Genomic DNA, 21,995 nt, shown 5'->3' with positions numbered 1-21,995 from the left:
AAGGCCCCGGGATATCAGTGGTGCCCGGGTTCCGGAGTCTCGGGCGTGTCCTTCGTCTGGTGCGGCCTCAGCCCACCGCCGAACCGGCCGCGCTGCGCGCCCGTGCCGATATCGGGGGGCTGCAGGTCGCTGTACTGCGAGCCGGGCGGGTTGGCGCCACGGAAGCGGGTGCCGAAGTCCGCGAGCGGGATGATGAGCATCAGCACCACGAAGACGATGGAGACGCCAAAGACGATGCGGTTGGCGCCCCGGTGCTCGGCCAGGTGCATGAAGTACAGCGTGACGAGCGTGCCCTTCACCGTGGCGATGACGAGCGCGAGCAGCAGGCCGAAGGACGGCAGGTGCATGCGGCCGGTGACGACGGTGACGACGGTCAACACCAGCAGGACACCCCAGATGAGCCAGTAGCGGCCCGCTCCGTGGTGCGCGTGCATGTTCTTCTCTTCCTGATGGGATTCGTTGGCGATGGCCATGGTGGTGTCGCCCTCAGACCAGGTACAGCATGGGGAACAGGAAGATCCACACCAGGTCGACGAGGTGCCAGTACATGCTGCCCAGCTCGACCATCGTGTAGTTGTTGGGGCCGAAGTCCTTCTTCTTGAACGCCCGGACCATCGCCACCGCCAGCACCGTCATGCCGATGATGACGTGCAGCGCGTGCAGCGCCGTCGAGCAGAAGTAGACCGTGAAGTAGAGGGTGATGCCGGGCATCTGCATCCCCTCGTAGAAGTAGTACCGGCCCGGCAGCGTCCCGATGTGGAACTTGTGCGCGTACTCGAAGTACTTGATGACGAGGAAGCCCACCGCCATCACGAGGGTCAGCGCGAACATCACGCCCACCATCTTGTTCTTCCCCTCCTTCGCGTAGTGCACCGCGAGCGCCGCGGTCAGCGAGGAGGTGATGAGGACGATGGTGTTCACCGTGCCCATCGTCAGGTCCAGGCTGCGGCTGCCCGCCGCCCACGCTTCCGGGAAGAGGAAGCGGTAGCAGCCGTAGCAGACGAACAGGCCGGCGAAGAGCAGGATTTCCGTCGCCAGGAACAGCCACATGCCCAGACGGGCGGCATGGTTCTGCACCTCGAGCGACGCGAAGTGTTCCGCCAGGCGCGGCACGTTGGCCGTGCCGTCGGCGGTGTGGGCGCTAGACTGCATCGGGAACCTCGGCCTTCTTCGGGTCGACGTAGAAGTGGGGCTCCTCGGGGAAGGTCACCTGCGGGCCCACGAAGTTGTGCGTCGGCGGAGGCGACTCGCTCACCCACTCGTAGCCCTTGCTGCGCCACGGGTTCTTGCCAGAGGCCTCGCCGAACACCAGCGCGTACGTCAGGTAGCACGCGATGATGATGAAGCCGAAGGCGAGCAGCGACGCGCCCGCGGTGGAGGCCACGTTCAGGGCCTGGAAGCGCTCCGGGTAGTCATAGTACCGGCGCGGCATGCCGTTGTTGCCCACCAGGAACTGGGGGATGAACGTCGCGTTGAAGCCCAGGATGATGAGCGCCGCGGACACCAGGCCCCATCCCTCGTGGTACGTCTTCCCGAACATCTTCGGGAACCAGTAGTGGAGGGAGGCCAGGAAGGCCATGATGGTCGCTCCCACCATGATGAAGTGGAAGTGGGCGACGACGAAGTAGGTGTCGTGCCACGGGACGTCCAGCGACACCGTGCCCAGCGCGATGCCCGTCATGCCACCGAACACGGTGAAGAACAGGAAGCCGCAGAAGTAGGCGAACGGCGTCTTGAAGTCGACGGCGCCCTTGTAGACGGTGCCCACCCAGTTGAAGACCTTGATGGCGGTGAACACGCCCACCAGCATGGTGAGCACGCCGAACACGCCCGCGTCGAAGGTCGACTGACCGGACACGAACATGTGGTGGCCCCAGGCGAAGAAGCCGACGAAGGCGATGCCGAGGCTGGAGTACGCCACCGCGCGGTAGCCGAAGATGTTCTTGCGGCTGTACGTGCTGACAATCTCGCTCATCACGCCGAACGCGGGCAGCACCATGATGTACACGGCCGGGTGGCTGTAGAACCAGAACAGGTGCTGGAAGAGCACCGGGTCGCCGCCGCGCGCCGGGTCGAACATGCCGAAGCTGAACAGGTTCTCCACCGCGACCAGCACCGTCAACAGACCGATGACCGGCGTCGCGAGCACCTGGATGCAGCTGGTGGCGTAGATGGCCCAGACGAACAGGGGCATCTTGAACCAGGTGATGCCGGGCGCGCGCATCGTGTGGCAGGTGACGATGAAGTTGATGCCCGTGGCGATGGAGCTGAAGCCGATGATGAACGCGCCGAACATCACCGGCGCCACCGTCGTCGTCGTGTGCGTGCTGTACGGGGTGTAGAACGTCCAGCCCGTGTCCAGGCCGCCGTTGAGCATGCCCCAGAGCATGAACACGGCGCCCGTCAGGTAGATGTAGAACGACGCGAGGTTCAGCCGGGGGAAGGCCACGTCCTTGGCGCCCAGCATCAGCGGCAACATGAAGTTGCCGAAGACGGCCGGAATCGCCGGAATCATGAACAGGAAGATCATCACCAGGCCATGGAGCGTGAACGTACGGTTGTACGTCATCGCGTCCATGATGGTCGGACCCGGCGTCAGCAGCTCCACCCGGAGGAGCATCGCGAAGATGCCGCCCACGAGGAAGAACAGCAGGATGAAGAACAGGAACATCACGCCGATGCGCTTGTGGTCCACCGTCAAGAGCCAGCTCTTGATGGTGGTGCCATCCACCAGATAGCTCGGGTGGTCGTCGTGGTGCTCGTCGTGCGGGGCGGCCCCCGCCGTATCGAGGCTACTGGATGGGGTCATAGGCGGGTCCCTCGGAGGCGCCCTCGCGGACGTTCGGAGTGCGAAGCGACTTGATGTACTCGACGATGGCGGCCGTCTCGGGGCCCTGCAGCTTGCCCTGATACGTCGGCATCACATTCTGGTAGCCCGACACCAGGTGGGCTCCAGGGTCCATCATCGACTGGGTGATGTAGGCCTCGTCCACGCGGATGGTCTGGCCGTCATCCAGCTTCTCCACGCGGTCATACATGCCAACGAAGGTGGGGCCGATGTGCGCCGAGCCATCCACCGAGTGGCACTTCAGGCAACCCTGCGTCCCGGCCAGCACCTGGCCCTGGTCCACCATGCGCGCCACCGGCGGCACCAGCGAGGTGTCCGCGAGCGCGTCCTGGCGGTCCTGCAACCGGCCGCGGCGCTGGTCCTTGATCCAGACGTCGTACTCCTCCTGGGGGAGGACCACGACCTCCGCGAGCATCTTCGAGTGCGACAGGCCGCAGTACTCGGTGCAGAGCACCTGGTACGTGCCGGGCTTGGTCGCCTCGAACCAGATCTGCGTGTAGCGACCCGGCAGCGCATCCATCTTGATGCGGAAGGCCGGCACGTAGAACGAGTGCAGCACGTCCCGGGAAGTGATGAGCAGTCGCACCGGACGGTTGGCCGGGACGTGAAGGACGTTCACGCCGTTGGGGCCCTCCGGGTAGGCGAACTTCCACATCCACTGCTTGCCCATGACGTAGACGTCCATCGCGTCCTTGGGCGGCGTGGTGACCCAGGTGAAGTCCCTGAAGCCGATACCGAACCAGGCCAGGAAGAACACCAGCGGGACGGAGACGAAGAGGAACTCCGTCTTCAGCGTGGGGACGACGTACTCGGTTGCCTGGTCGGGAATCCGCCGGCGGTACCGGAAGAACATGAACAGCGCCGCGAGGCCAACGCCAGCCGACATCACCATCGTCGTTCCCACGACGAAGTGGTGCAGCAGGTCGACCCGTTCCGCGAACGTGGACGCGCTCTCCGGGAGGAACAGAAGGTTGTTGAGAAGCTCGCTCATGCCGCCGCGCCTTTCTTCAGCTCGCGCCTCCAGAAATAGATCAGCATCGTCGCCAGGGCGAGGAAGACAGCCATGCCGCCCAGGCGGATGAACCCGAAGATGTAGAAGCCATACCGCCGGGTCGCGGTGTCATACTTGAAGCAGGACATCACCACGCGGTCGAAGCTGGTTCCGACGCGGCCACCGGCCGCCTCCAGCAACGCCAGCTTCATGTCCTTGGCGGGGAAGTCCGTCCCGTACAGATACCGGGAGATGCTCCCCTCCGGCGTGAGCACCATCACCACCGCGGGGTGGGCGTACTGCTTCGTGCTCGCGTCATACGTGTACTTGAAGCCCACCGCGTCGGCGATGCGGTGGATCTGCTCGTCGGTGCCCGTGAGGAAGTGCCAGGGCGCGCTCTCCGGCTTCCCCATGGACTGAAGGTGCTTGCGCCGGCGCTCGTTGCTCATCGCCGGGGTGTCTTCGGGGTCGACGCTGATGGTGACCGCTTCGTAGTCGCGGCCCAGCTCCAGCCCCAGCTCCCGCATGGACTTCACCTGGGCGTTGAGCACCAGGTTACAGAGCATGGGGCAGTTGTAATAGACGAGCGTCAACAGGGTGGGGAGTGTCTTGGGCAACACCGAGCCCAGCGTCACGTCCTGGCCGTTCACGTCGATGAAGCGGGTCGTCAGGGGCACCGGTTCACCCAGGTGCTCCTCCACGTCCACACCCTTGAGCTGCGGGGGCGCGTCCTGCTGTGCTTCAACGATGGCGCGGGGCGTCTTGCCCCCACCCGGCATCGCGGAGGCCGGGAGCGCCGTGGCGACGAGCAGCGCCACGACGGCGAGCATCCCCCGGCGCGGGGCACACGGGGAGATGTAGGAGAGGATGGACATCATCGCGGACGGCTCTTACGCGAGGCAGGTGAGGGAAGCTACTGCCGCGGCGCCGGAGTGGGCTCCGGAGCCGGCGGCGGGGCGGGCGCGGGAGGCGCCGGGGGCGGGTTGCGGCTCTTGGCGATGACGGTCTTCATCGCCTCGTCCAGGTTGGGGTGCGCCTTGACGCCCGGCTGGTCGCCCCAGCCGGCCTGCAGGGCCTGCTGCTGGCCGCCAATCTTCTCCTCGGCGTGCCAGTCCTGCTCGAACAGGCGCTGGTTGACGATACCCACCTCGTACTGCCCCATGGCCGCCGGACGCGGAGGAGGACCGTCCGGCTGGGCCTCCTTCATGGTGCGGACCTGGATGGCGTACGCCCAGACGATTCCCACCGCGAAGATGACGAGCGAGCCGGCGCCAATGCCCACCACCTTGCTCATCACGATGTGGTCTTCCTCGGCGGCCACACCGTGGGCGCCGACGATGACACGCGACTCGAGCTCAACCTGGGTCTTCTTCATGGCTGCACGTACCTCAGGGACTCCGCGATGTAGGGGTCCTTCACCGGCATCGTGTAGTTGTTGCGCGCGTTCATCAGCGCGAAGCCCACCGCGATGCCACCCACACCCAGGAACGCGGTGATGAGCGTCCAGTGGAAGGTGGGGCCGTTGGTCCCCGTCAGCGCCGGCCAGATGAGCCAGTACAGGTCCACCGCGTGAATGGCCAGCAGGTAGACGGCCACCACCGACAGCTTGCGGGGCTGCAGCTTCAGATTCCGTGACAGCAGCACGAAGAACGGCAGCACGAAGTGGCCGAAGAACAGGGCGATGGACATCGGCTTCCACGCGCCGAAGATGCGCAGGCCGTACCAGGGCGCCTCTTCCGGGATGTTGGCGATCCACACCAGCATGAACTGGGAGAAGGCGATGTAGGCCCAGAATGCCGTGAAGGCCAGCATCAGCTTGCCCAGGTTGTGGAAGTGGGCCGGCGTCACCACGTTGCCGTAGAGGTCCTTGCCCCGGGCGTTGGTGGTGGCGATGGTCAGGATGCAGAAGGCGGCCAGGAAGCTGCCCGCGAAGTAGTAGACGCCGAAGATGGTGGACTGCCACAGCGGCGTGAGGCTCATCAGCCAGTCAAACGACGCGAAGGTGATGGTCAGCGCCAGGAAGGGGAGGATTCCGGGGGAGAAGCGGCGCATGCGCACCGTGAGGTCCAGCCCGCCTTCCGCGTCCTGCTTCAGGCTCAGCCCGCGCAGCTTCCACGCCGCGAAGGCCCACACCACGAAGTAGATGACGTGGCGGACGAGCGTGAACTTCCAGTTCAGGTAGCCGTGCTCCTTGTGCGACAGGTGCTCGGACTCCAGGCCGGTGATGGCGGCGCGCAGCGGCGAGCCCGGCCACCAGGGGTACAGGTAGCCCGCCATGAGAATCACGGGGATGATGAGCAGGATGAAGACGGGGACCGCGGACGCGCCCGTCTCCATGGTGCGCCGCAGGACGATGAGCCACTTGGCCTTCGCCGTGTGGAAGATGGCCACCATGATGAGGAAGGCCACGCTGATGCCCACCCAGTAGACGAAGGCGAGCAGGTAGCTGTGGGCGGCCGCACCCTTGGCATAGGCATCGCTCGAGGCGAAGAAGCCGGCCAGGGTGGCCAAGAGGCCCAGGGCGCCCAGGCCGAACGCCGGCACCATCAACTTCGGCGTGCCGGTGTAGCGCTCCAGGGGGGCTGAGGCTTCGGCTGCGGGGGTCATCGGTTCTCCTGCGGAACGGGCTGCTGCCCGCCCGTACGGGTGTTGCGGGCTTCCTGAAGGGCTCGCACGTAGGCGACCACGGCCCAGCGCTCGCGCACGTCGAGCTCACCAGAGAAGGACGGCATCACGCCGTAGCCCTCGTTGATGGCCGTGTAGAAGTGGCCCGCCGCCTTGCTCTCCAGCTCCAGCAGGGACGGCGGCAGGCGCAGGGCCATGTTCTCCGCCACCACGCTGTTGCCGTCGCCGAGCACGCCATGGCACTGCGAGCAGACGATGTTGTACTTCTTCTGACCCAAGCTCAGCAGGCCCTGGTCCACCGTCACGGGGATGGTGGCCACGGGCTGGCCGTTGGCGCGGCCGCTGAGGGCCGTCTGCCGGGCGACGGGGTCCTTGAGCTCCGGGAGCTTGTCGAAGCGCTCGCGGGGCACCGTTCCGGCCGGGGGCGTGCGCATGGCACGGCCGTCCGCCCAGAAATCAGAGGCCTCGTAGTACTCGTACTTGGCCTGGTGCTCCATGCGCTGGAGGAACTCCGAGGGGACGTCGCAGCCCGACAGGGCGACGAGTCCGGCGGCGGGGATGAGCCACCTCATTCCTTCTCTCCCGTGACGACGGTCACCTGGGTGGCACCCAGGGCCTTGAGCTGGTCAATGACGGCCGCGGCGTCCTGGCCCGTCGCATGCGGCACGCTCAGCCAGAAGCCGTGGGTGGACGCGGTGCGGAAGGCGTCGGACTCGAAGACGGGGTGGTACGGCTGCGGCAGCCGGCTCAGCCCCAAGAGGCCGAAGAAGATGCCGAACGCGGCGAACAGCACGCTCAGCTCGAACGTAATCGGCACCCACGCCGGCAGGGACAGGAGCGGACGACCACCGATGTTCAGCGGGTAGTCGTACGTGTTCATCCAGGTCTGCATGGCGAGCGCCGTGGTCAGGCCCGTGAGCCCACCGCACAGCGCGATGAAGGGGACCTTCGAGGGGGGCAGGCCCAGGGCCTCCGAGCCGCCGTGCAGCGGGTACGGAGAGTAGGTGTCCATCCCCTGGAAGCCCTTCTCCCGCATCTGACGGGTGGCATCCACGAGGACATCTGGCGTCTCGAACTCGGCCAGCACCCAGGAATCGAGGACAGTGGCTTCCATGACTCTAGTGCGCTCCGTGGGATTTCTGGTGGGCGGCGTGCTTGAGCTCCAACTGCAGCTCCTTCACTTCGCTGATGGCCACCGCGGGCACGAACTTCAGGAACAGGAGGAACAGGGTGCCGAACAGGCCCAGCGTGCCGATGTAGATGCACCAGTCCACCCAGGTCGGGGTGTAGATGCCCCACGAGGACGGCAGGAAGTCCTGGCTCAGCGACGTCACGATGATGATGAAGCGCTCGCACCACATGCCGATGTTCACCGCGATGGAGGCCACCCACATGATGGGCACGCTGGTGCGGCACTTCTTGAACCAGAAGATGTTCGGGGTGATGACGTTGCAGGCGATCATCAGCCAGTACACGCCGGCGTAGGGGCCCGTGGCGCGGTTCACGTAGAAGGTCCAGAACTCGAACTGGTTCTGCGAGTACCAGGCGATGAAGTGCTCCATCATGTACCCGTAGGACACGATGAGGCCCGTCGCGAGGATGACCTTGTTCATGTTCTCCAGGTGGCGGTCCGTAATCACGTCCCGCAGACCCAGGTACTTTCGCGCCGGGACGATGAGCGTAATCACCATCGCGAAGCCGCTGAACACGGCGCCAGCCACGAAGTAGGGCGGGAAGATGGTCGCGTGCCAGCCGGGCAGCAGGGACACCGCGAAGTCGAACGAAACGATGGTGTGCACCGAGACGACGAGCGGCGTGGAGAGGCCGGCCAGGAGCAGGTAGGCGATCTTGTAGTTGTGCCAGTGCCGACCGGAGCCGCGCCAGCCGAGCGCGAACAGGCCGTAGATGGTGCGCTGGAGCTTCGTCTTGGACGAGTCACGCAGCGCGGCCAGGTCCGGGATGAGGCCCACGAACCAGAACAGCGCGGACACCGTGAGGTACGTGGAGATGGCGAACACGTCCCACACCAGCGGGGAGCGGAACTGCGGCCACGCGCCCAGGGTGCTGGGGTAGGGGAACAGCCAGAAGGCGAACCAGGGACGGCCGGTGTGCAGCAGCGGGAACAGACCGGCGCACATGACGGCGAACAGCGTCATGGCTTCCGCGAAGCGGTTGATGCTCGTGCGCCACTTCTGCTGGAAGAGCAGGAGGATGGCGGAGATGAGCGTTCCGGCGTGGCCGATACCGACCCACCAGACGAAGTTGATGATGTCGAACGCCCAGCCGACCGGCTGGTTGTTGCCCCACACGCCGATGCCTCGAGCGAGCGTGTAGGTGACGCCGACGACGAGCAGACCCAGCGCGCTGAGCGTCAGGCCGAAGAGCATGAACCAGCCCTTGCCCGGCTTGCGCCAGACATGGTCCAGCAGCGTCTCGTTGAGGGACTTGTCGTCGTGGTGCGGCGGGATGAGGTCCCGGGGCTCAAGCGGATCGAGCGGGGTGGCGGCGGTCTCGGCCATGATTAGTGGCTCCCTTCCTTCGTCGCGGCCTTGGCCGGCTCGAGGGCGGTATTCGGGTTGCGCACGCGGATGAGGTGCGAGGTGCGCGGACGGGTGCCCAGCTCGTGCAGGAGCTTGTAGGCCCGGACGTCCTCGGTGAGCTGGGTGACGAGCTGGTTCTCGTCGTTCAGCGAGCCGAAGACGATGGCCTGGGCGGCGCACGTCTGCTGGCACGCCGTCTTGAGGTCCGCTTCCTTGATGAGGTGCTTGTTGACGCGCGCGTCGATGCGGGCGCGCTCGATGCGCTGCACGCAGTACGTGCACTTCTCCATGACGCCGCGGTTGCGCACCGTGACGTCCGGGTTCATCAGCATCTTCTCGGTGGCCGTCTTGCCCGCGGTGTAGTGCAGGTAGTTGAAGCGGCGGACCTTGTACGGGCAGTTGTTGGAGCAGTACCGCGTGCCGACGCAGCGGTTGTACACCATGTCGTTCAGGCCCTCGTCCGAGTGCACGGTGGCGTTCACCGGGCACACGTACTCGCAGGGGGCCTTCTCGCAGTGCACGCACATCACGGGCTGCATGACCATCTTCGGGTCGTTCTCGGGACCCTCGAAGTACCGGTCGATGCGCAGCCAGTTCATCTCACGGCTGCGGCCCACCTGCTCCTTGCCCACGACGGGGATGTTGTTCTCCGCCTGGCAGGCCACCACGCACGCGCTGCAGCCCGTGCAGCGGGACAGGTCGATGGCCATGCCCCACTTGTAGCCCTTGGAGTAGTCGAAATCGACGAGGTTGTCCTGGATGCCCGGCTTCAGCTCGCCCTTCACGCGGTGCAGGGTGTGCTGCGTCTCCGTGGACGGGTGCTCCAGCTCGGAGATGGGCATGTCCAGCGCGATGGGGCGGTTCTCCATGCGCCAGTGCGTCTGCGTCAGGCTGAACTTGTAGCTGCCGCGCACCTTGGTGAGCGTGGCGCCGCCGTCGAACCAGGGGTTCTTGCTGGTGCGAATCGGGTTGACGTTGAAGCCCACGCCCTTGGCGACCTGCTCGTGCAGCCCGTTGCGGCCGTAGCCCAGGGCGATGGTCACCGTGTTGTCCGCGTGGCCCGGAACCACCCACACCGGCACCGTCAGCTTCTGGCCGTTGTAGGTCAGCTCCGCCATGTCGCCGGGGGCGAGGTTGAGCGCCTTCGCCGTGTCCGGACCCAGCAGGGCGGCGTTGTCCCAGACCATCTTGGTGATGGGCTCGGGCAGCTCCTGCAGCCAGGAGTTGTTGGCGAAGCGGCCGTCGTAGACCTTGTAGTCGTTGACGAAGTTCAGCTCGAGGTCACCCGAGGCCGGGGGCGTGTAGCCCGCGACCAGCGAGGCGGCGGCGCCGAAGTCCGGCGAGCCCGCGACGGGGTTGGACGCGGTGTTCTCGATGAAGCCCTGGGCGACCCAGGACTCCCAGCGGGCCTCGAAGTCCGCCGCGTTCGCCGTCTGCCCGCGCCAGTAGTCGCGCAGGAGCTGGTAGGCGGGGCGGAAGGGCTCGTCCAGGAACATGGCGAGCAGCTCCGACTCCGGCATGCCGTTGAAGAGCGGCTGGATGAGCGGCTGGGCGATGGAGACGGTGCCCTCCACCGAGCGGCCGTCGCCCCACGTCTCCAGCGGGTGCGCCGCGGGGATGAACCAGTCGACGTGCGCGCTGGTCTCGTCCTCGTAGAGCGCCGTGTAGAGGACGTTGAGCCTGGCGCGAGCCGGGTGGTCCTTGCTGAGCACCTTGCCCAGGCCCACGTCGTCCGGCAGCGTGAAGACGGGGTTGTAGGCGGTGATGACCAGCGTGTCGACGCGGCCGGCCTCGATGTCCTGCACCAGGGTGCGGACCTCGGACATGCCCGTCGCTTCCGCGATGGGGGCCTGGATGTAGCGGACCGTCTTGTCGCCGTTGCCGAGCGCGTTGTTGATGGCGTGGGCCAGCGCGTGGACCGCGGCGGGCTGACGCTCACCCGCGATGACCAGCGACCGGCCGGGACCGGCGGCGCGCAGGTCGGAGGCGACCGCCTGCACCCAGTTGCCCAGCTCACCGCGCAGCGGCGACTTCGCGGCCGCGGCGCCCGCCAGGGAAGCGGCGCTGCCACCGATGGCCTGGGCCACCGCGGCGGCGAGGCCGAGGACTTCCTGCGACTTCAGGCGCAGGCGGTGGTCCGCCATGCCGCCGGTGATGGAGAAGCGGGCCTCCGCCATGTAGAGGCGGTTGAGCTTGCCCTTGCGCGGGTCGCGACGGTCCGCGAACTCGCGGATGTTGCGCAGGTTGCCCGGGCAGCTCTCCAGGAAGTCCGCGTCCAGCGACAGGACGATGTCCGCCTGGGAGAAGTCGTACAGCGCGGCCACGTGCTGCCCGCCGAACAGGGTGCGCAGCGTCTCCGCCTGCGTGTCCTGGTTGGACGAGGCGCTGTGGAAGCGCGCGTTGGGCAGCTTCTTGATGATGCGGTTGCGCAGGTCGCTCGTCAGCGGCGAACCCACCGCCTCCGTGAGGAAGCGCACGCGCGAGCCACCGTTCTCCGAGGCGGACTTGCCGACCAGGGACGCGATGGTCTCGTTGAGCACGCGCTGGGCGCGGGGCGTCTTGCCCTGGCGCAGCACGCGCGCGCGGCTCGGGTCATAGAGCGACAGCAGCCACGCCTGCTCGAAGGTGCAGGCGGCGCCCTGGTTGACCGGGTGGTCGGGGTTGCCCTCGACCTTCACCGGGCGACCCTCGCGGGCGGTGATGAGCAGGCCGGAGGTGTGACCGGACAGCGTCATCGCGGACGCGTAGTGCAGGGGGTTGCCGGGAGTCACTTCCGGCGGCGTCTTCGTGTACGGCAGCAGCTTCTCGTCCGCGGGACGGGTGCTGCAGGCCGTGGCGCCGGCCAGGGCCAGCGACGCGCCGAGCAACTGCATGAACTCGCGGCGGATGAAGCCCGTGGGGGGCAGGTCCGCGCCCACGGGGAACTCCGGGCGGGACTCCTCCATGTACTCGGAGGTGCCCAGCTTCTCCTCGAGGCTGCGCCAGTACGACTGGCCGTAGCCGTGCTCGGCGGAGTCGGCGTTCGCTGCGGCGTGCTCCAGTGCCTCACCGACGGCGTCAGGCGCCGCGGCGGGCCGGTCCGACACGACCGGGAGCGCGAAGGAAGAGGATTCCTGCGACGGCGCGCCGTCGCGCTTCGTGTTCATCGGTGGCATGTGGAGCAGCTCGTGCGCGAGTGGACGTCGTACTCATCCTTCAGCTTCTCGCCGAGCGCGATGGCCTCGGCCTTGTCCGACGGCGGAGTCCACGTCATCGACGTGATGAACTCCGAGGGCCGCAGGTGCGGCTCGGGATTGCGGTGACACTCCAGACACCAGGCCATGGTGAGCGGAGCGAACTGCTCCACCGCGCCCATCTGGTCGATGCGGCCGTGACAGCTGGCGCATCCCACGCCCTTGTTCACGTGGATGGCGTGGTTGAAGTAGACGAAGTCCGGCAGGTTGTGGACGCGGACCCACTGGATGGGTGAGTCGGCGAAGAAGGCCTTGCGCACCTCGGTGAGGTACGGGCTCTTGTTCCACACCTGGGCGTGGCAGGACATGCACACGGTGGTGGACGGGATGCCCGCGGAGGGCGCCTTGTCCACACTCCAGTGGCAATACTGGCAGTCGATCTTCTCGTCCCCCGCGTGGTGCCGGTGGTCGAATTCGATGGGCTGCTCGATGGGCATCTGCTGGTTGGTGACGTACGGAGACCGTACGTAAGCCATGAGGCCGCCGATACCGATGGCGGGCACGGCAAGAAGCGCCGCGGCGGACAGCCGAGACACCGTGTTCGTCCAGCGTGGAAACAGAGGGCCGCTCATACCAGGACCATGGGCAAGGGGGCTTCTACAACTGCGGTGACAGAAGAAGAGGAAGAGGCGCGGACGTGGCCGAACGCGAGAAGCGGCGGGGCGATCCCGGCCCCGTCGGGGCGGGGGGGCGGCTCCTGGCACGCGGAAGGCGAAGCAGTCACGTCCAACGAAACCTCTATGGATGTTGCCGCGGGCAGGTCCCTCCTCCAGGCCCAACCCAACGCGGCGCGGGACCATCGACCATCGACACCGCAGTGTCAACCATTCTGATGTTGTGGCCGTGGGATACCACTTCCTCGCGCGGAGGCGGGAAATCGCGGTCCGGAGGTGATGAATCTCTCTTCTGGCGGGAGGAAGCGACGTTGAGCCTTTGCCCCTCCACGGTGGATCATCGCGCGCCCTCGGATGGCTCGGCGTGATGCTCACGCGACGTATGGGCAGACCTGCGCGCGGGTTCAGCTTCGGACAGAGACATGTCGTCGACCGAGACTTGCGACAGGCTTACTCGGAGTCCGCGCCGTCGGGCTCCCGCCAGCGCTGTTTTCGGCGGGTGAGCAGCTTCTCCACCAGCTCCCGGGCGCGCGCGTCCCGGTGGTAGTTCGGGTCATGCCGGCGGCCCTTGCCCTGGTTGCAGCGGGCGCAGGCCAGGCCCAGGTTCTCCGGCGCATCCGTCCCCCCGGCCGTCCGCGGGAGGATGTGCTCGATGGTGGCCCGGCTGATGGGCTCGCCATCCAGTCCCACCACGAGATGCGCGTTGCAGTGCAGGCACTTGCCCAGCCAGGCCTCCCGGCCCCGGTGCTCGGTGCGCTCGAAGGTGGTGTCCGTGGCGATGATGCCCAGAATCCTGCGGCGCTTGGAGTCGCTCATCCTACACCTCGACCACGGAGGGGCCGGCGAGGGCGAAGACGCGCTCCCCGGGCCGGCGCTTCAGGTCGAGCCCGCCGGTGAACGCGCTGAAGGCGGGGAGCACGCCCACCTCTCGCCCCAGGTAGAAGCATGGGAGACGGAGGCGGTCCGCGCCAGCCGCCAGCCTCACGGTGGGGTGGAGATGACCGGCCCACACGTACCGGCCCGCTGAGGGGGTGGGGTGGTGGGCGAAGCGGAAGGGGCCCTCATCCAGGTGGGACTCGTGGACGTCCAGGTGCCACTCCGCGGGCAGGGGTCCCGCGCGGAGGTCATGGTTGCCCCGGACCAGCACCAGCTCCACGTCGGCGTGGGAGGCGCGCCAGTCCGCGAGCCTCCGGACGAGCGCGGGGGTGAGGCCTTCCCTGGAGTGGACGAGGTCTCCCAGGATGAGCAACCGACGGGCGCCCGTGGTGGTGAGCGCCGAGGACAGGCGGGCCAGGTCGTCCTCGAGCACCCCCAGGGGAAGGGGGATGCCGTGTTGCTGGAAGCTCTCCGTCTTGCCCCAGTGCAGGTCGGCCACCGCGAGCGTGCGGGCTTCGGGCCAGTGCAGGGCTCGCTCTGGAAGAAGCTCCAGCGGGGTGCCGCCTACGCGGACCTGGCATCGTCTCGCGTCCATCGCTCCTTCATGCGCTCCACCCGCTCCAGCACGGACTCGCTGGAGAGGCTCGCGCTGATGCGCTCGACGACGAGCGGAAAGGCCAGGGGCGTGGGCCTCCGGACATGGAGCAGCTCCAGGGGGCTCGACTCCAGGCGTTCCAGCGCGTGCTCCAGGCGGCCCTGCTCGAACTGCTGCTCCAGAACCTCGCGGCGGGCCTGGGTGAGCAGCAGGTGCCCCGGGTCATAGCGGGCGAAGAGATCATGGAGGAGGGCGGCGCTCGTCTGTACCTGCCGCGTGGACTTGCGCGCTCCGGGGAGCCCGGGCAGCACCAGGCCCGCAACGCGGGCGATGTCCCGGAACTGACGCTTCGTCAGCTCGCCCACGTTGACGCTCTCGAGGACATCTTCCACCAGGCGCTCGCGCGTGAAGAGGCGGGGGCGCAGGGCTTCCTCGAAGGGAAAGGGTGCGGGGCTGAGCAGCTCCAGTCCGTAGTCATTCACGGACACACCGAAGGTGGCCTTCTGGAGTCGCGTCAGCCGCAGGGCGAGCAGGGCCGCGAGTCCTTCGTGCACCCGCCGTCCCTCGAAGGGATAGAGGAAGAGGTGGTGCCCGTCGCGCGTCTGACACATCTCCGCCAGCAGTGAGCCCGCAGCGGGGATGCGTGACAGTCGCTCCTGGGCCTCCAGGACGGGCCACGCGGCGGCCAGCTCATCGGAGGTGACGTCGCCGTGGCGCGCGGAGTCGAGGGTGCGGCGGACGGCGGCGGCCAGTGAGGTGGACAGTGGAAGGCGACTGCCGCCCCAGCGCGGGGTTCGCGTCACCTTCGATTTCGCGGGCCGCACATACGCGGTGAGCCCCTGGAGTCGGCCGAGCTCCAGCTTCTTTCCGGCGAACTGGAAGGTGTCTCCCGGGCGCAGCCGGCTGACATAGGACTCCTCCACACTGCCCAACCGTCCCCCGCTCCAGTAGCGCAGCTCCACCACGGCGTCGGAGCTGATGGTGCCGATGTTGAGGCGGTGCAGCCGGGCGACGCGGGCGTCCTTCACGACGAAGCGTCCCTCGTGCTCCTCGACTCGGCGGAACTCCGGGTAGGCGGTCAGCGTGGGGCCGCCTTCACGGACCAGCGTGAGCGTCCAGTCGAACTCCTCATCGGTGAGGTCCGCGTAGGCCGCGGCGCCGCGCACCTCATGGCGCAGGGCTTCTCGGGTGAAGCCGCCTCCGAGCGCGCACGTCACCAGATGCTGGGCCAGCACGTCCAAGGGCTTGCTGGGAGGCTCGCGCGGCTCGACTTCCTTGCGTGCGAGGGCATCCCGGGCGGCGGCCATCTCCACCAGCTCGAGTGCGTGCGTGGGAACGAAGAGGATGTTGCATGTGGCCTCGGGACGGTGGGCTCCGCGTCCCGCGCGCTGGAGCGTTCGACCGATTCCCTTGGGGCTGCCCACCTGCACCACTCGCTCGACGGGGCCGAAGTCCACGCCCAGGTCCAGCGACGAGGTACACACGACGATGCGCAGGGAGCCGTCCTTGAGGCCACGCTCCACGCGCTCCCGCTCGTCACGGTCAATGGACCCATGGTGCAGCGCGAGCAGGTGTTCCCACTCGGGACGCGCGAAGCGCAGGCCCTCGAACCAACGCTCCGCCTGGGAGCGCGTGTTGGTGAAGATGAGCGTGGATTGCGCCGGGTCCAATCGCGCGGCGACGCGGGCCAGCATGGTGAAGCCCAGATGTCCCGCCCATGGAAAGGTGTCCACCTCGTCCGGCAGCAATGTCTCCACGTCCACCGGGCGCTCCAGGTCCGCGCTGACGAGGGTGGGGTGGAAGCGGGTGCCGACCGCGTGTCGGGCGGCTTGCTCCAGGTTGGCCAGCGTGGCGGACAGCGCCCAGGTGCGCATGCGTGGCGCGAAGCCTCTCAATCGCGCCAGGGCGAGCTCCGTCTGCGTGCCTCGCTTGGAGCCAAGCAGCTCGTGCCACTCGTCCACGATGACGGCGCGCAGCGAGGAGAACAGCTCCGGTGCGCGCTCGTTCGACAACATCACCGAGAGCGACTCCGGTGTGGTGATGAGCACTTCGGGAAGGCGCTGCCGTTGTCGCTGTCGCATCGAGGAGGAGGTGTCTCCGGTGCGGCTCTCCACTTCGAGGTCCGCATCCAGCACGCTCAGCGGCTCGCGAAGGGCCTGCTCCACGTCGCGTGACACCGCGCGCAGCGGCGTCACGTAGAGAACCTGGAGCCCCTTCTCGCCGTGCTCGGCCACCTCCGCCAGCGGCGCGAGATAGGCGGCGTACGTCTTCCCCGCGCCCGTGGGGACATGGATGAGCCCACTGTCTCCACGCGCATACGCGGCCCAGGCTTCCTCCTGGAAGGCGTAGGGCGTCCAACCCTTCGACGTGAACCAGCCGCGAAGTCGCTCCATGGGAGGGCTACGCACTGCCGGAGGTGAGCGCGCTCCTGGGCGAGGTTTCTTCCTCGGCGGGGTCGCGGGAGCCGATGCCGTGTCGCCATGGAGTGCCCTTCTCCTCGCCTGGAGCTGGGCTCGGAGCGAGGGCGACCTACGCGCCGGCATGGAGCAGCTCCTTGAGCGAGTCCAGCGAGTCGGCGTCCCCCGGTTTCTTGTCCGTACGCCAGCGGGCGATGCGAGGGAAGCGCAGCGCGACGCCCGACTTGTGGCGGGGTGACTTCTGGATGCCCTCGAAGTGCAGCTCGAAGACCTGCTCGGGCTCCACCGAACGCACCGGTCCAAACTTCTCGCGCGTGTGCGCGCGAATCCACCGGTCCAGTCGGCCAATCTCTTCGTCCGTGAGGCCCGAGTACGCCTTCGTCACCGGCAGCAGGTCCGCGCCGTTCCACACGGCGAAGGTGTAGTCGGTGTACAGCGAGGAGCGTCGGCCGTGTCCCGGATGTGCGTAGAGCAGCACCGCGTCCACGGTGAACGGGTCGATCTTCCACTTCCACCAATCGCCACGCTTGCGCCCCGTGAGGTACGCGGAGCTCGAACGCTTGAGCATGAAGCCCTCGACGTTCCGCTCACGTGCCTCGCTTCGCGTGTGCGCCAGGGCCTCCCACGAGGACGTCTCCACGGCGGGGGACAGTGGGAAGGCGGGATGGTGCTTCAGCAGTGAGGCCAGTCGCTCGCGACGCTCGCGCAGCGGAAGCGCCCGCAAGTCCTGACCGTCCTGTTCCAGCAGGTCGTACGCGATGAACGCGGCGGGAGCCTCCGCGAGCACCCGGGGCGTCAGCTTCTGCCGACCGATTCGACGCTGGAGCCGCGCGAAGGGCAGGGGCTTGCCGTCCTCGTACGCCAACACCTCGCCGTCCAATACCGTGCCTTCGGGGAGGGCCTTCGCCGCCTCGGTGATTTCGGGGAAGCGGTCGGTGATGAGCTCCTCTCCCCGACTCCAGAGATAGACGTCGCCCCGCCGATGGATGAGCTGGCCTCGAATGCCGTCCCACTTCCATTCGACCAGCCACTCGGAGAGGTCGCCCAGGGACTCCGGCGGTTGCTCCAGGGGAGACGCCAGATAGAACGGATACGGGCGCGAATGGTGCCCATCCGAGACGTCCGGCGAGACGAGCTGCTGGAAGAACTCCTTCGAGGGCGTCCAGGTCCCCATCAACCGGTGCGCGACGTCCGGCGCGGGAAGCTCCGCCACCTTCGCGAGTGCGCGAACCACCAGGGTGGATGAGACGCCCACGCGCAGCTCCCCGGTGAGCATCTTGTTCAACAGGAAGACTTCGCGCCGGGGCATCGACCGCCACCAGGACACCACCTGCTCGCGCTGCGCTGATACCTCCAGCTCACGCAGGGGCATGAGTCGCTGGGTGAGCCATAGCGACAGCGGGAGCTCTTCCGGTGTGCTCGGTCGTTCCAGGTTGTCCAGCAGCAGGGCGATGACTTCCGCCAGGTCCCCGACGGACGCGTACACCTCCGCGAACAGCCAGTCGGGAATGCCCGTCAGCTCCTGTGTCCATCCCACCAACTGCTTCGTGGTGAGCAGTCGCTTCAGCTTCTGTCCCGTGAGGAAGTACAGCGCCCACGCGGCGTCTTCGGGAGGCGCTTCCTGGAAGTAGCGCGTGAGGGCCTCCACCTTCGCGTTCGTGGAGGTGGTCTGGTCCAGGCGCTCGTACAGGTCCGCGAGTCGTCGCATGGGTCAGTCCTCCGCCTCGCCCTCGAAGGGGGTCGCCAGCGGGGATGCGTTCACGCCTTGCTCGCGGAGGTAGCGCGCCAGGGGCTCGGCGGAGCCGTGTGTCGTCAGCACCCGCTCCGCGCCTGTGTCCGCGACCGTGCGCAGCAGCGCGGGCCAGTCCGCATGGTCCGACAGCACGAAGCCCCGGTCGAAGCCTCGTCGCCGCCTGTTGCCGCGCACGCGCATCCAGCCCGAAGCGAAACCTGTCTCCGCCTCGCCGAACCGCCGCATCCAGGTGGAGCCGCCCGCGCTCGGAGGCGCCAGCACCAGCGCGCCCGCGAAGGACGTGCCCTTCTCCACCTCCGATGCGAGCTGCGTGGGCAGCATCTTCACGCCCGCGTCCCGGTAGGCCTCCACCAACCCATGCAGCGCGCCATGGATGAAGGCGGTCCGGTCCGTCAGTCGCGCCAGCTCCGCGAGGATCCGCTGGGCCTTGCCCAGGGCGTAGCAGAACAGCACCGCCCAGCGTCCCACCGCGCGATTCGCGTCCCACCACCGCAGCATGTCCTCCGCCACTTCGCGCGCATCGTCCCAGCGGAAGATGGGCAGGCCGAACGTCGCCTCGGTGATGAAGGTGTGGCAGCGCACCACCTCGAAGGGCGCGCACGTCGGGTCCGCCGCGCGCTTGTAGTCGCCAGAGACGACCCACACCTCGCCCTGGTGCTCAAGGCGAACCTGCGCGCTCCCCAACACGTGGCCCGCCGGGTGGAAGCTCACGGTGACGTCGCCGAGCTTCAGCGACTCGCCATACTCCAGGGTGTCGATGTGTGAGTCGGCGCCCACTCGACGTCGCAGCAGGGCCTCGCCCGCTCGGGTGCCCAGGTATCGCTGGTGGCCCGAGCGCGCGTGGTCCCCGTGCGCATGGGTGATGAGCGCCCGTTCCACCGGACGCCAGGGGTCGATGTGGAAACCTCCAGGCTCACAATAGAGCCCGTGGGGCGTCACTGTGACGAGCGGCCTTCGGGCCTGGAAGGAGACGGAGGCGTCCACGGTCCTTCAGAAATAACGAGGGCTTCCGAGCGCGACCACCGGGGTGCGCAGGCCTCTTACCCGCCCTGGTTCCTGGGATGGTCGCCAGCCGCCCGGTCATCACTCCCCGCCTTGACGGCTTCACCGGGAATGGCGGCCCAGGGGCTCGCTGATGGTCCTCGCCGGGACACGTCCGCCGCGCTACACCGAGGACCGCGCCGCGGGGGCGCGGCTTGCGTGCGCTTGAAGGTCGCGCGGGAGCCGCCACCCGGAGCGAAGTCCTCGGTTGTCTCGAGGACGGAGACAATGCGGTAGCGGGGGAGAGGTCATGACCATGGATGCACAGGAGCGGAAGGCGGCCTACCGCCAGCGCGCGGAGCAGGGCGAGGCAGTGCCGGTCTCGGTGGAGTTGCCGGCGGACCTCGACACGCCGCTGTCGGCGTATCTGAAGCTGGGCGGAGGCTCGCGCGGTTTCATCCTCGAGTCGTGCTACGGCGGCGAGCGCTTCGGGCGCTACAGCCACGTGGGCACCCACGCCGCGGGTCGCGTGCGCCTGGACGCGCACGGCGCCACCGTGTGGCGTGGCTCGCGCGAGGAGCGGCGCGACGGCAAGCCGATGGACGTGCTGCGCTCCTTGTGGCGTGAGCTCGCGGTGGCCCGGCTCCCGGGTGAGGCGCCGTTCCTCGGCGGGCTCGTGGGGTACATGGACTACAACTGCGTCTCGTGGATGGAGCCCACCGTTCCGGACCGGCACCCTCGCGACACGTCCTTTCCGGACTCCGAGTGGCTCATCTCCGAGGACTTCGTCACCCACGACTCGCGCACGGGGACGCTCAAGGTCACCGCCATCGCCCGGCCCTCGCTGCATGCCAGCGTGGCCGTCGCGCTGAAGGACGCGGAGGACCGCGCGCAGTCCATGGCCGAGCGACTCCTCAAGCCGCTGCCTCCGGAAGCCTATGCTCCCTCGCCGCGCATGAAGGGCGATGGGGAGCCCGTGGCCTGCTGGGACCGCGCCAGCTACGAGGCCGCGGTGGAGCGCTCCAAGGAATACATCCGCGCGGGCGACATCTTCCAGGTGGTGCTCGCGCGACGCTTCGAGTCGCGAGGCGCGCCTCCTCCCTTGTCGCTCTATCGCGCGCTGCGGCGCGTGAACCCCTCGCCGTACCTGTTCCTGGTGGAGCTGGGCGAGGCGCGCGCGCTGGTGGGTGCATCGCCGGAGCTGCTCGTGCAGGTGCGCGACGGGGACGTGGTGGTGCGCCCCATCGCCGGCACGCGGCGGCGCGGAGCCTCCGAGGCGGAGGACCTGGCGTTGGAGAAGGAGCTGCTCGCGGACGAGAAGGAACGCGCCGAGCACATCATGCTGGTGGACCTGGGCCGCAATGACGTGGGTCGCGTGGCGGCGCCGGGCTCGGTGCGCGTCGAGGACCTGATGGTCATCGAGCGCTACAGCCACGTGATGCACATCGTCTCGCAGGTGCGCGGGAAGCTGGACTCGAAGTTCGACGCGCTCGATGCGCTGGCCAGCACCTTCCCCGCTGGCACCGTATCCGGCGCGCCGAAGATTCGCGCGATGCAGATCATCGACGAGTTGGAGGTGCAGCGGCGCGGGCCCTACTCGGGCGCGGTGGGCTACCTGTCCTTCTGCGGCACGCTGGATGTGGCCATCGCCTTGCGCACCTTCTTCGTGGATGGAGACCGGACCATGTGGACCGCGGGCGCGGGACTGGTGGCGGACTCGGTGCCGTCGAAGGAAGCCGATGAGACGGAGGCCAAGGCGGGTGCCATGGCCGCCGCGCTCCGGCTGGCTCGTGAGGGAGGTGGCCGATGATTCTCGTCATCGACAACTACGACTCGTTCACCTTCAACCTCGTCCAGCTCCTCTACACGCTGGGTGCCGAGGTGAAGGTGGTGCGCAATGACACGCTCGATATCGCGGGCGTCGCGGCCCAGGGGGCCTCGCACCTGGTGATTTCCCCGGGCCCCTGCACGCCGCACGAGGCCGGAATCAGCGTGGCCGCGATTGCCCAGTCCCGCGTGCCGGTGCTGGGCGTGTGCCTGGGACATCAGTCCATTGGCGCGGCCTTTGGCGGCAAGGTGATACGCGCACCGGAGCCGGTGCACGGCAAGTCCGCGCGCATCCAGCACGGAGGCTCGGGTGTCTTCACCGGCGCGAGCCAGGGGTTCCAGGCCGCGCGCTACCACTCGCTCATCGTGGAGGCGTCCTCGCTGCCGTCCGAACTGGAGCCCATCGCGTGGAGCCAGGACGGGCTCGTCATGGCGCTGCGCCACCGCGAGAAGCCCGTGGTGGGCTTCCAGTTCCATCCGGAGAGCGTGCTGACTCCCGAGGGACCCACCCTGGTGAAGAACTTCCTGGAGGGGCGCCTGTAGAGAAGGGAATCGCCCTGTGGGGCTGGGTCATTGTCGCTCGACTGACTCTGTCTGGATTGCGACGAAGCAGGGCTCCAGGGCGTGGAAACCCGCATGCGTAGCATCGCCCTTCCGGCGACCGAGGCCCCCTCCCGGGGTCGGCGCCGGAAGGG

At 67.8% G+C, this 21,995-nt stretch carries 19 protein-coding genes; 2 read left to right on the top strand and 17 right to left on the bottom strand.

Translation table 11 applies throughout. From position 1 onward, the window contains the following. Positions 1-14: 14 nt before the first annotated feature. The 17 genes from HUA74_RS32505 to HUA74_RS32425 form a co-directional block, all read right to left on the bottom strand. Positions 15-473 carry a cytochrome C oxidase subunit IV family protein gene (locus HUA74_RS32505; RefSeq protein WP_141646866.1) on the bottom strand — a complete coding sequence of 153 codons (459 nt, stop codon included), beginning with the start codon at positions 471-473 and terminating at the stop codon, positions 15-17. A gap of 13 nt (positions 474-486) precedes the next feature. Further along, positions 487-1,152: a cytochrome c oxidase subunit 3 family protein gene (locus HUA74_RS32500; RefSeq protein ID WP_141646865.1), complete on the bottom strand. Its 666-nt coding sequence runs from the start codon at positions 1,150-1,152 to the stop codon at positions 487-489. After that, positions 1,142-2,809 (bottom strand): cbb3-type cytochrome c oxidase subunit I, encoded by a 1,668-nt coding sequence (locus tag HUA74_RS32495; protein ID WP_141646864.1) that lies wholly within the window; start codon positions 2,807-2,809, stop codon positions 1,142-1,144. The genes HUA74_RS32500 and HUA74_RS32495 overlap by 11 nt, the downstream gene beginning before the upstream one ends. Then, the gene (gene coxB / locus HUA74_RS32490; RefSeq protein ID WP_141646863.1) at positions 2,793-3,839 is read right to left on the bottom strand and encodes a cytochrome c oxidase subunit II; all 1,047 of its coding nucleotides are present in this window, start codon (positions 3,837-3,839) and stop codon (positions 2,793-2,795) included. The genes HUA74_RS32495 and coxB overlap by 17 nt, the downstream gene beginning before the upstream one ends. After that, complete coding sequence (locus HUA74_RS32485; protein WP_141646862.1) at positions 3,836-4,717, bottom strand: SCO family protein; 882 nt, start codon at positions 4,715-4,717, stop codon at positions 3,836-3,838. Before HUA74_RS32485 ends, coxB begins: the two co-directional genes overlap by 4 nt. 35 nt (positions 4,718-4,752) lie before the next feature. Continuing rightward, entirely contained in the window at positions 4,753-5,214 is a 462-nt protein-coding gene (locus HUA74_RS32480) for a hypothetical protein (RefSeq protein WP_141646861.1), read from the bottom strand. After that, positions 5,211-6,446, bottom strand: a complete 1,236-nt coding sequence (locus tag HUA74_RS32475) for a hypothetical protein (RefSeq protein WP_141646860.1) — start codon at positions 6,444-6,446, stop codon at positions 5,211-5,213. The genes HUA74_RS32480 and HUA74_RS32475 overlap by 4 nt, the downstream gene beginning before the upstream one ends. Continuing rightward, positions 6,443-7,036 carry a cytochrome c gene (locus HUA74_RS32470; RefSeq protein ID WP_141646859.1) on the bottom strand — a complete coding sequence of 198 codons (594 nt, stop codon included), beginning with the start codon at positions 7,034-7,036 and terminating at the stop codon, positions 6,443-6,445. The genes HUA74_RS32475 and HUA74_RS32470 overlap by 4 nt, the downstream gene beginning before the upstream one ends. Next, on the bottom strand, positions 7,033-7,578 hold the full coding sequence (locus HUA74_RS32465; RefSeq protein ID WP_141646858.1) for a DUF3341 domain-containing protein: 546 nt from the start codon (positions 7,576-7,578) through the stop codon (positions 7,033-7,035). The genes HUA74_RS32470 and HUA74_RS32465 overlap by 4 nt, the downstream gene beginning before the upstream one ends. A 4-nt stretch (positions 7,579-7,582) precedes the next feature. Next, positions 7,583-8,983 carry an NrfD/PsrC family molybdoenzyme membrane anchor subunit gene (gene nrfD / locus HUA74_RS32460; protein ID WP_141646857.1) on the bottom strand — a complete coding sequence of 467 codons (1,401 nt, stop codon included), beginning with the start codon at positions 8,981-8,983 and terminating at the stop codon, positions 7,583-7,585. Positions 8,984-8,985: 2 nt separating this feature from the next. Then, positions 8,986-12,150 (bottom strand): TAT-variant-translocated molybdopterin oxidoreductase, encoded by a 3,165-nt coding sequence (locus HUA74_RS32455; protein ID WP_174457686.1) that lies wholly within the window; start codon positions 12,148-12,150, stop codon positions 8,986-8,988. Beyond that, the gene (locus tag HUA74_RS32450) at positions 12,147-12,809 is read right to left on the bottom strand and encodes a cytochrome c3 family protein (protein ID WP_141646856.1); all 663 of its coding nucleotides are present in this window, start codon (positions 12,807-12,809) and stop codon (positions 12,147-12,149) included. Before HUA74_RS32450 ends, HUA74_RS32455 begins: the two co-directional genes overlap by 4 nt. Positions 12,810-13,301: 492 nt before the next feature. Beyond that, complete coding sequence (locus tag HUA74_RS32445; protein ID WP_141646855.1) at positions 13,302-13,667, bottom strand: HNH endonuclease; 366 nt, start codon at positions 13,665-13,667, stop codon at positions 13,302-13,304. 1 nt (position 13,668) lies between these two features. Further along, on the bottom strand, positions 13,669-14,322 hold the full coding sequence (gene pdeM / locus HUA74_RS32440; RefSeq protein ID WP_174457629.1) for a ligase-associated DNA damage response endonuclease PdeM: 654 nt from the start codon (positions 14,320-14,322) through the stop codon (positions 13,669-13,671). Next, positions 14,292-16,715 (bottom strand): ligase-associated DNA damage response DEXH box helicase, encoded by a 2,424-nt coding sequence (locus HUA74_RS32435; protein ID WP_254625334.1) that lies wholly within the window; start codon positions 16,713-16,715, stop codon positions 14,292-14,294. Before HUA74_RS32435 ends, pdeM begins: the two co-directional genes overlap by 31 nt. A gap of 136 nt (positions 16,716-16,851) precedes the next feature. Continuing rightward, positions 16,852-18,447 (bottom strand): ATP-dependent DNA ligase, encoded by a 1,596-nt coding sequence (locus tag HUA74_RS32430; RefSeq protein WP_174457627.1) that lies wholly within the window; start codon positions 18,445-18,447, stop codon positions 16,852-16,854. Positions 18,448-18,450: 3 nt separating this feature from the next. Continuing rightward, entirely contained in the window at positions 18,451-19,476 is a 1,026-nt protein-coding gene (locus HUA74_RS32425; protein WP_174457626.1) for a ligase-associated DNA damage response exonuclease, read from the bottom strand. 313 nt (positions 19,477-19,789) lie between these two features. Between HUA74_RS32425 and HUA74_RS32420 the strand changes: the two genes are divergently transcribed. Together HUA74_RS32420 and HUA74_RS32415 are read left to right on the top strand one after the other, a co-directional pair. Further along, positions 19,790-21,283, top strand: a complete 1,494-nt coding sequence (locus HUA74_RS32420) for an anthranilate synthase component I family protein (protein ID WP_141647867.1) — start codon at positions 19,790-19,792, stop codon at positions 21,281-21,283. Beyond that, positions 21,280-21,843: an aminodeoxychorismate/anthranilate synthase component II gene (locus HUA74_RS32415; protein ID WP_141647862.1), complete on the top strand. Its 564-nt coding sequence runs from the start codon at positions 21,280-21,282 to the stop codon at positions 21,841-21,843. The genes HUA74_RS32420 and HUA74_RS32415 overlap by 4 nt, the downstream gene beginning before the upstream one ends. The last annotated feature ends 152 nt before the right edge of the window (positions 21,844-21,995 follow it).

The sequence above is a fragment of the Myxococcus sp. CA051A genome (assembly GCF_013336705.1).
Lineage (GTDB): Bacteria > Myxococcota > Myxococcia > Myxococcales > Myxococcaceae > Myxococcus > Myxococcus llanfairpwllgwyngyllgogerychwyrndrobwllllantysiliogogogochensis.
This window is presented reverse-complemented; position numbering and strand designations above follow the sequence as displayed.

Excerpts from the sequence above, each read along its gene's own strand:
- HUA74_RS32505 (WP_141646866.1), bottom strand. The coding sequence starts at position 473 with ATGGCCATCGCCAACGAATCCCATCAGGAAGAGAAGAACATGCACGCG.
- HUA74_RS32500 (WP_141646865.1), bottom strand. The coding sequence starts at position 1,152 with ATGCAGTCTAGCGCCCACACCGCCGACGGCACGGCCAACGTGCCGCGC.
- HUA74_RS32495 (WP_141646864.1), bottom strand. The coding sequence starts at position 2,809 with ATGACCCCATCCAGTAGCCTCGATACGGCGGGGGCCGCCCCGCACGAC.
- coxB (WP_141646863.1), bottom strand. The coding sequence starts at position 3,839 with ATGAGCGAGCTTCTCAACAACCTTCTGTTCCTCCCGGAGAGCGCGTCC.
- HUA74_RS32485 (WP_141646862.1), bottom strand. The coding sequence starts at position 4,717 with ATGATGTCCATCCTCTCCTACATCTCCCCGTGTGCCCCGCGCCGGGGG.
- HUA74_RS32480 (WP_141646861.1), bottom strand. The coding sequence starts at position 5,214 with ATGAAGAAGACCCAGGTTGAGCTCGAGTCGCGTGTCATCGTCGGCGCC.
- HUA74_RS32475 (WP_141646860.1), bottom strand. The coding sequence starts at position 6,446 with ATGACCCCCGCAGCCGAAGCCTCAGCCCCCCTGGAGCGCTACACCGGC.
- HUA74_RS32470 (WP_141646859.1), bottom strand. The coding sequence starts at position 7,036 with ATGAGGTGGCTCATCCCCGCCGCCGGACTCGTCGCCCTGTCGGGCTGC.
- HUA74_RS32465 (WP_141646858.1), bottom strand. The coding sequence starts at position 7,578 with ATGGAAGCCACTGTCCTCGATTCCTGGGTGCTGGCCGAGTTCGAGACG.
- nrfD (WP_141646857.1), bottom strand. The coding sequence starts at position 8,983 with ATGGCCGAGACCGCCGCCACCCCGCTCGATCCGCTTGAGCCCCGGGAC.
- HUA74_RS32455 (WP_174457686.1), bottom strand. The coding sequence starts at position 12,150 with ATGAACACGAAGCGCGACGGCGCGCCGTCGCAGGAATCCTCTTCCTTC.
- HUA74_RS32450 (WP_141646856.1), bottom strand. The coding sequence starts at position 12,809 with ATGAGCGGCCCTCTGTTTCCACGCTGGACGAACACGGTGTCTCGGCTG.
- HUA74_RS32445 (WP_141646855.1), bottom strand. The coding sequence starts at position 13,667 with ATGAGCGACTCCAAGCGCCGCAGGATTCTGGGCATCATCGCCACGGAC.
- pdeM (WP_174457629.1), bottom strand. The coding sequence starts at position 14,322 with ATGGACGCGAGACGATGCCAGGTCCGCGTAGGCGGCACCCCGCTGGAG.
- HUA74_RS32435 (WP_254625334.1), bottom strand. The coding sequence starts at position 16,715 with ATGGAGCGACTTCGCGGCTGGTTCACGTCGAAGGGTTGGACGCCCTAC.
- HUA74_RS32430 (WP_174457627.1), bottom strand. The coding sequence starts at position 18,447 with ATGCGACGACTCGCGGACCTGTACGAGCGCCTGGACCAGACCACCTCC.
- HUA74_RS32420 (WP_141647867.1), top strand. The coding sequence starts at position 19,790 with ATGGATGCACAGGAGCGGAAGGCGGCCTACCGCCAGCGCGCGGAGCAG.
- HUA74_RS32415 (WP_141647862.1), top strand. The coding sequence starts at position 21,280 with ATGATTCTCGTCATCGACAACTACGACTCGTTCACCTTCAACCTCGTC.